This window comes from Cupriavidus sp. GW821-FHT07C08 (assembly GCF_059419025.1).
Window position 1 is genome coordinate 83,265 of the sequence record NZ_JBWKQZ010000016.1, and the last position, 12,401, is coordinate 95,665.

Consider the following 12,401-nt stretch of genomic DNA (forward strand, 5'->3'; position numbering starts at 1 on the left):
GACAGCTCCCTGCGTTCAAGACAATGCGACCACTTGCGGCAGCACCTGGATCCGCACGCGGCCCTCTGCCACCTGCACCGGATAGGTCTGGACCGGCGTCACGCAAGGCGCCTTGCGCGCCGCGCCGGTGCGAAGGTCGAACAAGCCCTGGTGCAGCGGACACTCAACGCAGCCATCTTCGACGAAGCCCTCGGACAACGGCACGCGCTCATGCGTGCACAAGTCATGCAGCGCGAACAGCTCATCGCCCACGCGGAAAACAGCAATCGATACCCCAGCCGCCTCGACGGCGCGCGGTTCGTCTTCGATGAATTCGTCGGCGGCGCCGACGTCATGCCATGTACTCATTTGATGCGTTCCTAGATCGGCGTGGCGAGAAGGGTCTGGACCCGAGAGGTGTCGTAGACGACCCGCTTTTCCTTGTAGCGCCATGCGCCGTCCTGCCTGACAACGGTGTCGCGGTACACGCCGGCCTGGTACACGACGGAGTCCCCCGCCGCGCCGGTGTTGACCACGATATAGCTCGACACCGTGCGCACTTCTTCGTCCGTTGCTGCTTCGATCACCAGCCCACCGAGTGCATGGCGATAGCCGTGCGCTTCATAGATGTTGGCGTGGCGCAGCGCGACGATGCGGTCGCGCATCATCTTCTGGTTGCGGCAGTGGATGATCGGCGCAGGCAGGCCACGCTCGGCGTTCTCACGCGAAATGATGGTGTACGTGCCGTCCTCGGTGAAGAAGGCCGGCCAGGTCTCGAGCAGGTTGTTGTCGATGGCGTGCACATAGCGGTTTTGCAGCGCACTCAGCTCCATCCAGAGCTGCAGGTCATTCTTCATCTCAGTACCCCATCGCGTGCTGATATCCGGCCCAGAAGCGGCGAATCAGGTTTTCGGTGATATTGCTGTTGGTCTGCTCGGGCGCATCCAGGCCCATGCCCATGTAGGACGTCTTGTCGCCGTCGCGCACGGTGCCGCGCTGCACCAGCTCGGTGGCCTCGGTGTCTTCCATCGAGATGTAGCCGGCCGGTCCCACCAGGTTGGCCTGCAGCAGGCGCAGCTCGCGCAGCTCCGGAGTGTCGTCCTCGTAGCCGAAGAAGTGGAACACCAGTTCGAAGTTGTTCGGCCCCTTGGGCAGCAACTGGCGCGCCACCAGGGTGTTGTGGATCTGCTGGATGACCAGTTGCGGGAAGATTGGCTGGATGTGGTTGGTGCAATCCTCCTCGAACTCGGAAATCTGCCCCAGCACGTAGGGATCCTCCAGCGCGAAGCCGTCCTGCATCGAGCGGATCTTCTGGTCCGTGTAGGCCGCTGCGGTGTTGGTGTCCTGCTTCGGCTTGGTCACCGTGATGAGGCTGTGCAGGCCATGGGTGGCATCCGGGACGGAGCGCGCGCTCATGCCGACGCGGAAGATGTTGAAGGTGGTATGGAACAGGTGCAGCAGGCTGGCGTGATAGGGATCCTTCACGTTCTCGAAGTAGAGCTTCCAGTTCGATTTCGAGTACTGGCGGGTGCAGCCCAGATAGACGATCGGCTTGTGGAAGACGCGGTCCACCCAGGGGCGCATCTCGGGGCCGATGTAGTCGGCCAGCGGCGGCGCCTCGTCGCTGAAGGTGGCAAACAGCAGCCCCTTGTACTCCTGCACGCGCAGCTTCTGCAGTCCGTGCTGCGACGGATCGAAGGCCTTGGCCATCCCGGTCAGGGTGATGGTGCCCTGCTTTTGTCCGCGACGGAACGGCACACCCTGCAGGTCACCTTCGCAAGAGTAATTCCACTGGTGGTACACGCAGGTATGCGACTCCGCATTGCCATATTTCTCGCGGCACACCATCGCGCCGCGGTGCGCGCAGCGGTTGACCCAGCAGGCAAAGCCGTTGGCCGTGCGCGTTACCACCACCGGGGTGTCGCCGACGAACGTGCTCTTGAAATCGTTGAGATTGGGAATCTCGCAGGCGAGGGCTACGAAGCTCCAATATGGCCCGCGATGGATGCGCTCCTGCTCCCGGTCGTAGACCTCTTGCGAGCTGAACACACTGTAGGGAACGCATGAGCCGTCGGCCTGGGGAAAGAACACTTTCCGGTCGCTGGCGCTCCCGGCCATCCGTGGGGAGTCTGACATCGCTGTCTCCGCGAAATTATGTGGGTAGGGGAATGGGCTGAGTGTAGGAATTCACTGCCAGCCGCACTATCCGAAACTGGCGAACCCGCGCCGCGCAGCGATCCGTTTTTTGCCGCTCAGGCGGGGGCTATCCGGAAATGGCAAGGCCTCCCCGATTTGCTATCCGCTTTCGGCAAGACAGGTGTTGCGACAGCCGTGCGGCGCTACTCATGCCGCGCGCACTATGGCAAGATGGATCGCAGAAAAAGAAAAAGGGCAATCAGCCCTCCCGCAGATCAGTCCGTGCCTTTCCAGGCAGTTTCAGTGCAGCGGCGCAGTGAAACCACCGCTAGGCCAGAAACGGGGACAATAAATGCCACTTTCTCCGCGGACCCCCGCCCTCTCCGCGCTCTATAGCAATCCGCTGTTCCGATCCGATGTGCGCGTGGAGGCGCATGATCACGTCGCTCGTGAACTCACCGACCATGTACTGCGCTGGAAGCCTGGCGCGCCCGATGCGGCGATGTTCAAGGGCGAGCTCAATCGCCTGAAGATCTATGCGCTGCGCTATGGCGCCGAAGTCGAGATATCCGCTCGCCCATTCGAGGACTTTTCCCTCGTCCATACATCGCTTGGAGGCGGCGCCGAGATCGAATGTGACGGCCACCGACTGTGGGTAGCCGAGGGCCGCACTGCGGTGCTCGCGCCGAAGGAACGGATTCGCCTGCGCTGGTGCCCCGGCAACCAGCAGATGATCGTCAGGGTGCCGCACACGCTGCTGCACGAGGCCATGGGGCGCGAAGGCATGGACCACGTCGACCTCGCCCCCGGTGTCCTGCTGCCTCGCGTGCTCGAGCCGCAATGGGACCTGATCGCGCAATCGCTATTGAATGTGCTGTCGTGCTCGCACGACTCTGCAGTGCATGCCAATTGGGTCGATCATCTGGAGCGGAGCCTGGCCCTGTTTCTGTTCTTGCACCAGCCCGTGGGTACTGCCACCCTGCCCTTGCCGCTGCAGCTTGCTTCGGTGCCGGGGCAAGCCGCAGCCACACCCGCCGGCCGGGGCATGCGGCAGATGGACGCCGTGATGGCCTACATCGAGTCCCATCTTTGCGCGCCGGTCTCGCTCGAGGACCTGGCGCGCGCCGCGGGCGTCAGCTTCCGCACGCTGAATGCGGTTTGCCACCGCCACCATGGCATCTCGCCGATGGAACTGCTGCGCAATATCCGCCTGGACGCGGTACGCACTCGCCTGCTGCTCGACCCCGGCGCCAGCATTACTGAAACCGCGCTGGCACTCGGCTTCGGCCATCTTGGCCGCTTCGCCGCCTATTACGCGGCACGCTTCAATGAGTTGCCCAGTGACACGCAGAAGCGGCGGACTTAGTTGACCGGATCCCCTGGGATGGAGCGATGGCTCCCATCCGCGTAGGGAGTTGACCGGGCCAAGCGGTAATTTCCTCGCCCCCAAAAGCAAAACGGGCTACGCAAGATTGCGTAGCCCGTTTTCAAATGCTGGTGCCGGCTGCAGGACTCGAACCCGCCACCTGATGATTACAAATCAACTGCTCTACCTGATGAGCTAAGCCGGCATGTCTGGTGCAGACCGCGATTCTACTGCATTGCGGTCCGCTTTGGGATGGCTTACTTCACCACTTTCAGTGCGGGCTTCTTGCTGCCGATGCGGGGCACCGGGGGCGGCGTGTCGTCGTCGCCGGGGCCGGTGTCGGCGGTAGTTGCCGAGGTCTCGGCTTCCACCGGGGCCAGCTTGGGCGGCGGGTTGTTTTCGCGCTCGGTGGCGGCCTGGGTTTCCGGCACGCTGCGTTCGACCGGGAAGGCCATGCCCTGCCCGTTCTCACGGGCGTAGATAGCCAGCACGTTCTCGACCGGGACGTCGATCTTGCGCGAAACGCCGCCGAAGCGTGCGCTGAAGGTGATCCACTCGTTGCCCATGTCCAGGCCGCTGGTGGCGTCGAAGCTGACGTTGAGCACGATCTCGTTGTTCTTGACGAACTCGCGCGGCACGCTGGTGTTGGCGTCGACGAAGACGGCGATATACGGCGTGAAGCCGTTATCCGTGCACCATTCATAGATGGCGCGGATCAGGTAGGGCTTGGTGGAGGTTTCAGGCATTGTGCTTCCAATGGCGCCGTGGTGGCCCGAGGGCGGATGCCTTCGGGCCGGTGCCGGTTAGCGGCGCATCACCTTTTCGGACGGGGTGAGCGCTTCGATGTACGCGGGACGGCTGAAAATGCGTTCAGCATACTTCAGCAGCGGCGCGGCGTTCTTCGACAGCTCAATGCCGTAGTGATCCAGGCGCCACAGCAGCGGCGCGATGGCGACGTCGAGCATCGAGAACTCTTCGCCCAGCATGTACTTGTTCTTGACGAAGATCGGCGCAAGCTGCGTCAGGCGGTCGCGGATCGCGGCGCGGGCGCGTTCGTGGTTCTTCTCCGCGGCCTTGCCCTTTTCGTTCTCCAGCGTGTAGACGTGGGTGAACAGTTCCTTTTCGAAGTTGAAGAGGAACAGGCGGGCGCGGGCACGCTGCACCGGGTCAGCCGGCATCAGCTGCGGGTGCGGGAAGCGCTCGTCGATGTATTCGTTGATGATGTTCGACTCATACAGAATGAGGTCGCGCTCGACCAGGATGGGCACCTGGCCGTACGGGTTCATCACCGAAATATCTTCGGGCTTGTTGAACAGGTCGACGTCGCGGATTTCAAAATCCATGCCCTTTTCAAACAGGACAAGGCGGCAACGTTGGGAAAACGGGCAAGTCGTACCCGAATACAACACCATCATGGTTGGATTCCTTGGGCTTAGCCGAAGCAGGGTCGGACAGTAAGGTCTGACATTCTGCCAAAGTCGGCCACCAGAAAGCAAATTAGTGGCAAATGGCGCACTTTGCTGGTGCGCTTCTGCAGGCTTTCCAAGAGAAAAGGCCAGGGGCGGTGCTGCTTTCGCAGCGGCCACCCCTGGCCTTTGTCCTGTCCGGGCCCGGATTCGGGCCCCTGGCATGCCTTACTTCACGTCTTTCCAGTACGCGGCGTTGAGGCGCCAGGCAAAGACGGTGAACACACCCAGGAACAGCAGCACCCAGACACCGAGGCGCTTGCGGTGGTTCTGCGCGGGCTCGGCCATCCAGTCCAGGAAGCCTACCAGGTCGGCGGTGGCCTGGTCGTACTCGACCTTGCTCAGCTTGCCCTGGCTCAGCTGCTCGAAGCCGGCGAACTTGTGCACCTTCTCGCCGTGCTCTTCCACTTCCGTGAACTTGGCGGCGCGCTGGCCCTGCAGTTCCCACAGCACGTGCGGCATGCCGACGCTCGGGAACACCAGGTTGTTCCAGCCGGTGGCGCGGCTGTCGTCACGGTAGAACGTGCGCAGGTAGGTGTAGAGCCAGTCGTCGCCGCGGGCGCGGGCGATCACCGACAGGTCCGGCGGCTGCGCACCGAAGAAGGCCTTGGCTTCCTTCGGCTGCATGGCGATGGTCATGGTCTCGCCAACCTTGTCCGCGCTGAACAGCAGGTTTTCGCGGATCTGGTCGTCGGTCAGGCCGATGTCCTTGAGCCGGTTGTAACGCATCATCGATGCGCCGTGACAGTTCAGGCAGTAGTTGACGAACACCTTGGCGCCGCGCTGCAGCGACGACAGGTCAGCGGTGTTCACCGGTGCCGGCTCAAGGGGGAAGCCCCCCTCGGATGCCATGGCAGGCGCGCCGGCAAAGCAGGCGCCGGCCAGCGCGAGGATCGAAAGCAGCTTTTTCATCTTGTGTCCTTGTGCTCTTGTCGGGGTTCGCTTCGCTCAGTGCGGGTGGAACGTGACACGCTCCGGGACCGGCTTGAACTCGCCGACACGGCTCCACAGCGGCATGGTCAGGAAGAAGGCGAAGTACAGCAGCGTACCGAGCTGCGACACCTTCTCACCGACCGGCGACGGCGGTTGCACGCCAAGATAGCCGAGCACCAGGAACACCACCACGAAGACGGTCAGGATGGTCTTGTGGAAGGCAGGACGATAGCGGATGGACTTGACCGGCGAGCAGTCCAGCCACGGCATGAAGAACAGGATCACCACCGAGCCGCCCATCACCAGCACGCCCCAGAACTTGGCGTCGATGAAGTAGAAGCCCACGGCCAGGATCACCGCGATGGCGATGGCGCCGACCTTCACTCGCGCATCCTTGCTGCGCAGGAACACCATGCCGAGCAGCAGCGCGAAGAACACCCACAGGATCGGCAGGAAGTTCGACGTGGTGGCGCGCAGCATCGAGTAAAACGGCGTGAAGTACCACACCGGCGCGATATGCGGCGGCGTCTTCAGCGGGTCAGCCGGGAAGAAGTTGTTGTGCTCCAGGAAATAGCCGCCCACTTCCGGGAAGAAGAAGATCACGGCCGAGAAGAGCAGCAGGAAGCCGGCAACGCCCAGCGTGTCGTGCACCGAGTAGTAGGGGTGGAACGGGATGCCGTCCAGCGGGACGCCATTCTCATCCTTCTTGGCCTTGATCTCGACGCCGTCCGGGTTGTTCGAACCCACTTCGTGCAGCGCGATGATGTGGGCGATGACCAGCGCCAGCAGCACCAGCGGCACGGCGATGACGTGGAACGAGAAGAAGCGGTTCAGCGTGGCGTCGCTCACCACGTAGTCACCGCGGATGAACAGCGACAGGTCCTGGCCGATCACGGGAATCGCCGAGAACAGGTTCACGATCACCTGGGCGCCCCAGTATGACATCTGGCCCCATGGCAACAGGTAGCCCATGAAGGCTTCCGCCATCAGGCACAGGAAGATCAGGCAGCCGAAGATCCAGACCAGCTCGCGCGGCTTGCGGTACGAACCGTACAGCAGGCCCCGGAACATATGCAGGTAGACCACCACGAAGAAGGCCGAGGCGCCGGTCGAGTGCATGTAGCGCACCAGCCAGCCCCAGGGGACTTCGCGCATGATGTATTCCACGCTGGCGAAGGCCACGGGAATGCCGGCCGCGTTCAGCGTGGCGTCGGGCTTGTAGTTCATCACCAGGAAGATGCCGGTGACGATCTGGATCACCAGCACCAGCAGCGCCAGCGAACCGAAGAAGTACCAGAAGTTGAAGTTCTTCGGCGCGTAGTACTTGGAGAGGTGGTCTTCCCACAGTTGGGTTGCGGGGAAGCGGGCGTCGATCCAGCCCAGCAGGCCGGTCGTCTTGACTTGTTTTTCGGCCGCCATGATCAGGCTTCTCCTTTCTCGTCCTTGCCGATCACGATCTTGCTGTCGGTCAGGAACTGGTAGGGGGGAACATCGAGATTCTGCGGAGCCGGCTTGTTCTTGAAGACGCGCCCGGCGAGGTCAAAGGTCGACCCGTGGCAGGGGCAAAGGAAACCGGGATCGGTGCCGAGCTGAGAATTGGCGCCGGGGGCGAAGGGGCCCGACGGCGAGCAGCCCAGGTGGGAACAGATACCCACCACGACCAGGACGTCCTTGTGGTCTGCGCGCGAACGGGTTTCGTTCTTGCAGTACTCAGGCGTCTGCATGGTGAATGGCACATCGGAAGTGGGATCAGCCACCTCGCCATCCGTCTTCTTCAGCGACGCCAGTTGTTCGTCCGTGCGCCGCATGATCCAGACCGGCTTGCCGCGCCATTCGACAGTCATCATCTCGCCTGGCTTCAGCGCGCCAATATCCGCCTCGACTGGAGCACCCGCGGCTTTGGCCTTCTCCGATGGTGCAAAAGTACTGACGAAAGGAACCGCTACCGCTACGCCTCCGACGCCGCCAGCGACGGATGTCGCGATCAACCAATTGCGGCGACCTTTATCCACGCTCTTCACGTCTTGCTGGTCACTCATTCCAAACCCCAGGGGAAGTCAATTTAGATTTTGCGTCAACCATAAAGTGTACCTTAGACACCAGCGCACTAGATAGGCAGAAAATGCCACGGCCATGCGCGATTATCGGACGTGCAACCCGGAAAGCGGCTTCGGTGCTTGCTTTCCGGTGAGTGATGCGGCAGGCTTCGAGCTTGAAACCGTTCATCGCTAGTGACAAGAAGGAGAACCCCCCATGGGCATGATCTCGGAATTCAGAACCTTCGCCGTACGCGGCAACGTCATCGACCTCGCGGTCGGTGTGATCATCGGCGCGGCATTCGGCAAGATCGTGGATTCAGTGGTCAACGACCTCATCATGCCGTTGGTAGGCCGAGTTATCGGCAAGCTGGACTTCTCCAGCATGTTCATCGTGCTGGCGGATCCCCCACCGGGAACACCCACTACGCTCGATGCCTTGAAAAAGGCCGGCGTGCCCGTGTTTGCCTACGGCAATTTCCTGACCATCGTTGTCAACTTCCTGATCCTGGCCTTCATCATCTTCCTGATGGTGCGTGCCTTTAACAGGATGCGCGCCGCGGAACCGGAAGCAGCGCCCGCCGCACCGCCTGAGGAAGTCATGCTGCTGCGTGAAATCCGCGACAGCCTGAAGACCCGCTGACTGGTGCGCCATATGCGCGCCGACCCCGGAAGATAAAACGGCCCCGATGGGGCCGTTTTGTTTTTCGTCAGATCAGACGGGATTAGGAATATCGATAAACGTATGGCGCAGGCCAAAGCGTTCGGCCACATGCTCGCCCAGCGAGCGGATACCGTAACGCTCGGTGGCGTGATGGCCGGCGGCAAGATACGCCACGCCGCTTTCGCGCGCCAGATGCGTGGTCTGCTCCGAGACTTCGCCGCTCAAATAAGCATCGACACCCGCGGCCACCGCGGCATCGAAATAACCTTGTGCCCCGCCCGTGCACCAGCCGACGGTACGGATCATCTGGTCCGGCTCACCGATAGCCAGCGGCTCGCGCCCCAGCACGCCACCAACGTGCGCGGCCAGCGCAGAGAGCGGCATCGGCGCGGGCAGCGTGCCGGTCCAGCCGAGCTGGTCGTCGCTGAAGCGGCCGGTCGGGGTAAAGCCGAGCTGCAGGCCGAGTTGGGCGTTGTTGCCGAACTCCGGGTGGTTGTCCAGGGGCAGGTGGAAGGCGAACAGGTTGACGTCCGCGCCAAGCAGGCGCTTCAGACGCGCGTGCTTCTGCCCGACCACGCGCGCATCTTCGTTTTTCCAGAAGTAGCCGTGATGGACGAGGATGGCGTCGGCCCCCGCTTCGATCGCGGCATCGACCAATGCCAGGCTTGCCGTCACTCCCGTCACGACGTGTGTGACCTCCGGGCGACCTTGCACTTGCAGCCCGTTGGGACAATAGTCCTTGTAGCGGGAAACTTCCAACAGGTCGTTCAAGTACAATTCAAGCTCTTTTGTTTTCATTTTCTGCTCAAAACTCCAATATGTTGCGGCGCTTTTGGCTGTTCTTTGCCCAGGCTGTCACCGTCGTACTGGCGGTCTGGTTCGTCGTGGCAACGCTCAAGCCTGATTGGCTGCAGAGGGGGCGCGTCGCGGTCCAGTCTGGTTCGCCCATCGTGGCGCTCAAGGAAGTCGTGCCCAACGTGTCCGGTCCTGCGGCCGAAGGGTCTTACAGCGAAGCCGCCCAGGTGGCCATGCCGGCGGTGGTCAATATCTTTACCAGCAAGAACGGCAACAAGCGCTCGCCCAACCCGCAGGCCGAGGATCCGTGGTTCCGCTTCTTCTTTGGCGACCGCCTGCCTGAGCGGCAGGAGCCGGTCTCCAGCCTGGGGTCTGGCGTCATTGTCAGCGCCGAGGGTTACATTCTAACCAACCACCACGTAGTCGACGGCGCCGATGAAATCGAGATCGCGCTGACCGACGGCCGCAAGGCCAACGCCAAGGTGGTGGGCTCCGACCCGGAAACCGACCTGGCCGTGCTCAAGGTGACGCTCAAGGACCTGCCCGCGATCACGCTGGGCCGGCTTGAGAACGTGAAGGTCGGCGACGTGGTGCTGGCCATCGGCAACCCGTTCGGCGTCGGCCAGACGGTGACGATGGGCATTGTCTCGGCGCTGGGCCGCAGCCACCTGGGCATCAACACCTTCGAGAACTTCATCCAGACCGACGCGGCCATCAACCCTGGCAACTCGGGCGGAGCGCTGGTGGATGCGCAGGGCAACCTGCTGGGCATCAATACGGCGATCTACTCGCGTTCGGGCGGCTCGCTGGGGATCGGCTTTGCCATTCCCGTGTCGACCGCCAAGCAGGTGATGGAATCGATCATCTCCACCGGCAGCGTGACGCGCGGCTGGATCGGGGTCGAGCCGCAGGACATGACGCCCGAGATCGCCGAATCGTTCGGCCTCGATGCCAAGGAAGGCGCACTGATCGCCGCGGTGGTCCAGGGTGGGCCGGCCGACAAGGCGGGCGTGAAGCCCGGCGATGTGCTGGCCAAGGTGGATGGCTCATCGATCACGGACACGACCGCGCTGCTCAATGCGATTGCCCAGCTCAAGCCAGGCGTGGACATCAAGATGACGGTGATCCGCCGCGGCAAGGCAACGGACCTGACGGTGACGATCGGCAAACGGCCTCCGCCGCCGCGCCGCGCGCTGCCGTTTGAAGAGGAAGAATGAGGGGCGGCGCGACACGGCCCTGAAGAAAGAACCCCGCCTTAGGCGGGGTTTTTTTGTGCCCGGTGGGCCAGGCAGCCCGCCGCGTCACGGTGATGCGACAGGAAACAACGGACCTGAGCGGCAGACACCGCGCCTCGATGGCATGGCGGCCCACGGCAATGCCCGCGGCGGTCGTGGGCAGGGGGCAGCGCCTCGATCCTTGTCCAACATGTTGGTGGGCCGCCACAACGCCATCCCTATCGTCGGCATCGCGAAGCAGAAGTCCCTGCGCGCCGCGAGCCACCCGCCCTGCCCGGCTGCCGATGCGCAACATGACAGGTGAAGCACGGCAACAAGCACAACCCGGCCTGTGCCTGCTCTTGGCGGCCCCACAAGACAAGAGGCCGGCATCCTTACGGATGCCGGCCTCTTGGTTCAAGCCAATCCTAAGCGAGCTTACGCTCGCGTCAGATTAGAACTTGTGGCGCAGACCAACCACGGCGCCGAACTGGTTGTCACCTTCGCCGTTGGCGTTGGTGCTAACCTTGCCGAAGCCGTCCAGGCCCAGGTTGGAGTTGTTCTTGTTCAGAACATAACCCAGGCTCAGGTAGGCGTCGGTACGCTTCGAGAAAGCGTAGTCAGCCGAAGCCACGAAGCTCCACGGATCGCCCTTCTGGCCGCGGAAGTCTTGGTAGTAAGCAGCGCCGGTCAGCGACAGAGCCGGGGTCACTTGGTAGCCAACGCCCAGCCAGTACAGGTTCGACGATGCCTTGGCACCGGTGATAGCCTGGATGTTCTGGCCCTGGAACGGCAGCGCGCCCAGATCCACACCCTTTGCCCAACGGTAGCCAGCGTAGACCTTGGCCGGGCCGAAGCCGTACGAGCCAGCCACCGAAGCGCGGCGGATCGTAGCGTCCGGGTTCACGACCGTGCCCACGGCGTTTGCCGAAGCCAGGTTGACTTCGTCATAGGCAGCACCGACCGCGAACGGACCGGCAGCGTAGGTCAGGTTCGCGCCGAATTCACGGCCGAGCTTGGCCGAACCCGGGACTTCGCCCAGGGCGCCGGCGCCGGTGTTTGCACCAGCGCTGTACAGGGCGCTGGCGGTCAGGCCACCGAACGTGCCGATGTACTTGACCGAGTTGTCAGCACGGCTGGCGAAAGCGGCGTCCTGAGCGGTGATCGAGTACTTGTTCGAAATGGCCATCGGGTCGAACTGCAGACCGAAGTCATAGAACGGGGTCTGGTGACGACCCAGGCTCAGCTGGCCATATTGGCTAGCCAGACCGACGTAGGCTTGGCGGCCGAACAGGCGGTTGTCGTTACCCGACTTGCCGTCGTCCAGGTTGAAACCGCTTTCCAGCACGAAGACGCCCTTCAGGCCGCCGCCCAGGTCTTCCACGCCACGCAGGCCCCAACGGCTGCCCGACAGGTTACCCGAGGTCATGCGAACCACGTCGTGGCCATTCGGTTGGTTTTGCTGGTATTCAATACCGGCATCGACCACGCCGTACAGGGTTACGCTCGATTGGGCATAGGCGCCACCAGCGGCCAGAGCGGCGACGGCAGCAGCAAACAGTTTCATCTTCATATCGACACTTTCCTTGTCAACTGATTGGGAAATCTTGGTTGCCCAAGTACTTGGGCGACGCATTAACGTTCACGTCTGTTGCGTATTATGTGCCAGCCCCCCCGGCCGTCAGAAGGCTTTTTCGGCGTAAACCATGCCCACTGGCGGTTTTTGTTGTCGGGGAGCAACAGGAATGGGTAGAAAAATCCCCGTTTTGGTGCAAAACAGGGATGGCAGGCCGACAAGATCTCCTACCTCAG

The 12,401-nt window shown here is 62.5% G+C and carries 13 protein-coding genes and 1 tRNA gene; 3 read left to right on the forward strand and 11 right to left on the reverse strand.

The window, feature by feature from the left end:
- Positions 1 to 15 precede the first annotated feature (15 nt).
- The 3 genes from andAb to andAc are packed head-to-tail and all read right to left on the reverse strand — an operon-like array spanning position 16 to position 2,115.
- Positions 16 to 348, reverse strand: a complete 333-nt coding sequence (andAb, locus tag AC07UK_RS20365; protein WP_494687199.1) for an anthranilate 1,2-dioxygenase ferredoxin subunit AndAb — start codon at positions 346 to 348, stop codon at positions 16 to 18.
- An 11-nt stretch (positions 349 to 359) separates the two neighbouring features.
- Positions 360 to 836 carry an anthranilate 1,2-dioxygenase small subunit AndAd gene (andAd, locus tag AC07UK_RS20370; protein ID WP_494687198.1) on the reverse strand — a complete coding sequence of 159 codons (477 nt, stop codon included), beginning with the start codon at positions 834 to 836 and terminating at the stop codon, positions 360 to 362.
- 1 nt (position 837) lies between these two features.
- Positions 838 to 2,115 carry an anthranilate 1,2-dioxygenase large subunit AndAc gene (gene andAc, locus AC07UK_RS20375; protein WP_494687197.1) on the reverse strand — a complete coding sequence of 426 codons (1,278 nt, stop codon included), beginning with the start codon at positions 2,113 to 2,115 and terminating at the stop codon, positions 838 to 840.
- Positions 2,116 to 2,533: 418 nt separating this feature from the next.
- Here andAc and AC07UK_RS20380 point away from each other — a divergent pair, with 418 nt between their 5' ends.
- Positions 2,534 to 3,481, forward strand: coding sequence for an AraC family transcriptional regulator (locus AC07UK_RS20380; RefSeq protein ID WP_494693889.1), 948 nt, complete (start codon positions 2,534 to 2,536; stop codon positions 3,479 to 3,481).
- Positions 3,482 to 3,610: 129 nt separating this feature from the next.
- Here the strand turns inward: AC07UK_RS20380 and AC07UK_RS20385 are convergent.
- The 6 genes from AC07UK_RS20385 to petA form a co-directional block, all read right to left on the reverse strand.
- Positions 3,611 to 3,686, reverse strand: a tRNA-Thr gene (locus AC07UK_RS20385).
- A 52-nt stretch (positions 3,687 to 3,738) separates the two neighbouring features.
- Positions 3,739 to 4,227 carry a ClpXP protease specificity-enhancing factor gene (locus AC07UK_RS20390; RefSeq protein ID WP_114132232.1) on the reverse strand — a complete coding sequence of 163 codons (489 nt, stop codon included), beginning with the start codon at positions 4,225 to 4,227 and terminating at the stop codon, positions 3,739 to 3,741.
- A gap of 57 nt (positions 4,228 to 4,284) precedes the next feature.
- A complete protein-coding gene (locus AC07UK_RS20395) occupies positions 4,285 to 4,896 on the reverse strand; it encodes a glutathione S-transferase N-terminal domain-containing protein (RefSeq protein ID WP_010812311.1) in 612 nt (203 codons plus the stop codon).
- Positions 4,897 to 5,115: 219 nt separating this feature from the next.
- On the reverse strand, positions 5,116 to 5,859 hold the full coding sequence (locus AC07UK_RS20400; RefSeq protein WP_013958187.1) for a cytochrome c1: 744 nt from the start codon (positions 5,857 to 5,859) through the stop codon (positions 5,116 to 5,118).
- A gap of 36 nt (positions 5,860 to 5,895) precedes the next feature.
- Positions 5,896 to 7,299: a cytochrome b gene (locus AC07UK_RS20405; protein WP_436222812.1), complete on the reverse strand. Its 1,404-nt coding sequence runs from the start codon at positions 7,297 to 7,299 to the stop codon at positions 5,896 to 5,898.
- A gap of 2 nt (positions 7,300 to 7,301) precedes the next feature.
- Positions 7,302 to 7,919 carry a ubiquinol-cytochrome c reductase iron-sulfur subunit gene (gene petA / locus AC07UK_RS20410; RefSeq protein WP_436222813.1) on the reverse strand — a complete coding sequence of 206 codons (618 nt, stop codon included), beginning with the start codon at positions 7,917 to 7,919 and terminating at the stop codon, positions 7,302 to 7,304.
- A gap of 214 nt (positions 7,920 to 8,133) precedes the next feature.
- Here petA and mscL point away from each other — a divergent pair, with 214 nt between their 5' ends.
- Positions 8,134 to 8,559: a large conductance mechanosensitive channel protein MscL gene (gene mscL / locus AC07UK_RS20415; protein ID WP_436222814.1), complete on the forward strand. Its 426-nt coding sequence runs from the start codon at positions 8,134 to 8,136 to the stop codon at positions 8,557 to 8,559.
- Between the two features lie 72 nt (positions 8,560 to 8,631).
- Here the strand turns inward: mscL and AC07UK_RS20420 are convergent, their stop codons facing one another.
- The gene (locus AC07UK_RS20420) at positions 8,632 to 9,378 is read right to left on the reverse strand and encodes a Nif3-like dinuclear metal center hexameric protein (protein ID WP_026201232.1); all 747 of its coding nucleotides are present in this window, start codon (positions 9,376 to 9,378) and stop codon (positions 8,632 to 8,634) included.
- 20 nt (positions 9,379 to 9,398) lie between these two features.
- On the opposite strand from AC07UK_RS20420, the gene AC07UK_RS20425 reads away from it, so the two are divergent.
- Complete coding sequence (locus tag AC07UK_RS20425; protein ID WP_494687195.1) at positions 9,399 to 10,592, forward strand: Do family serine endopeptidase; 1,194 nt, start codon at positions 9,399 to 9,401, stop codon at positions 10,590 to 10,592.
- Between the two features lie 451 nt (positions 10,593 to 11,043).
- On the opposite strand, the gene AC07UK_RS20430 is transcribed toward AC07UK_RS20425, so the two are convergent.
- Positions 11,044 to 12,162: a porin gene (locus tag AC07UK_RS20430; RefSeq protein ID WP_436222816.1), complete on the reverse strand. Its 1,119-nt coding sequence runs from the start codon at positions 12,160 to 12,162 to the stop codon at positions 11,044 to 11,046.
- Between the last annotated feature and the right edge of the window lie 239 nt (positions 12,163 to 12,401).

What these genes read in the sequence shown, in the direction of transcription:
- AC07UK_RS20420 (WP_026201232.1), bottom strand. Translation starts at nt 9,378, where the DNA reads ATGAAAACAAAAGAGCTTGAATTGTACTTGAACGACCTGTTGGAAGTT.
- andAc (WP_494687197.1), bottom strand. Translation starts at nt 2,115, where the DNA reads ATGTCAGACTCCCCACGGATGGCCGGGAGCGCCAGCGACCGGAAAGTG.
- AC07UK_RS20395 (WP_010812311.1), bottom strand. Translation starts at nt 4,896, where the DNA reads ATGATGGTGTTGTATTCGGGTACGACTTGCCCGTTTTCCCAACGTTGC.
- andAd (WP_494687198.1), bottom strand. Translation starts at nt 836, where the DNA reads ATGAAGAATGACCTGCAGCTCTGGATGGAGCTGAGTGCGCTGCAAAAC.
- andAb (WP_494687199.1), bottom strand. Translation starts at nt 348, where the DNA reads ATGAGTACATGGCATGACGTCGGCGCCGCCGACGAATTCATCGAAGAC.
- AC07UK_RS20400 (WP_013958187.1), bottom strand. Translation starts at nt 5,859, where the DNA reads ATGAAAAAGCTGCTTTCGATCCTCGCGCTGGCCGGCGCCTGCTTTGCC.
- AC07UK_RS20390 (WP_114132232.1), bottom strand. Translation starts at nt 4,227, where the DNA reads ATGCCTGAAACCTCCACCAAGCCCTACCTGATCCGCGCCATCTATGAA.
- mscL (WP_436222814.1), top strand. Translation starts at nt 8,134, where the DNA reads ATGGGCATGATCTCGGAATTCAGAACCTTCGCCGTACGCGGCAACGTC.
- AC07UK_RS20430 (WP_436222816.1), bottom strand. Translation starts at nt 12,162, where the DNA reads ATGAAGATGAAACTGTTTGCTGCTGCCGTCGCCGCTCTGGCCGCTGGT.
- AC07UK_RS20405 (WP_436222812.1), bottom strand. Translation starts at nt 7,299, where the DNA reads ATGGCGGCCGAAAAACAAGTCAAGACGACCGGCCTGCTGGGCTGGATC.
- AC07UK_RS20425 (WP_494687195.1), top strand. Translation starts at nt 9,399, where the DNA reads ATGTTGCGGCGCTTTTGGCTGTTCTTTGCCCAGGCTGTCACCGTCGTA.
- petA (WP_436222813.1), bottom strand. Translation starts at nt 7,919, where the DNA reads ATGAGTGACCAGCAAGACGTGAAGAGCGTGGATAAAGGTCGCCGCAAT.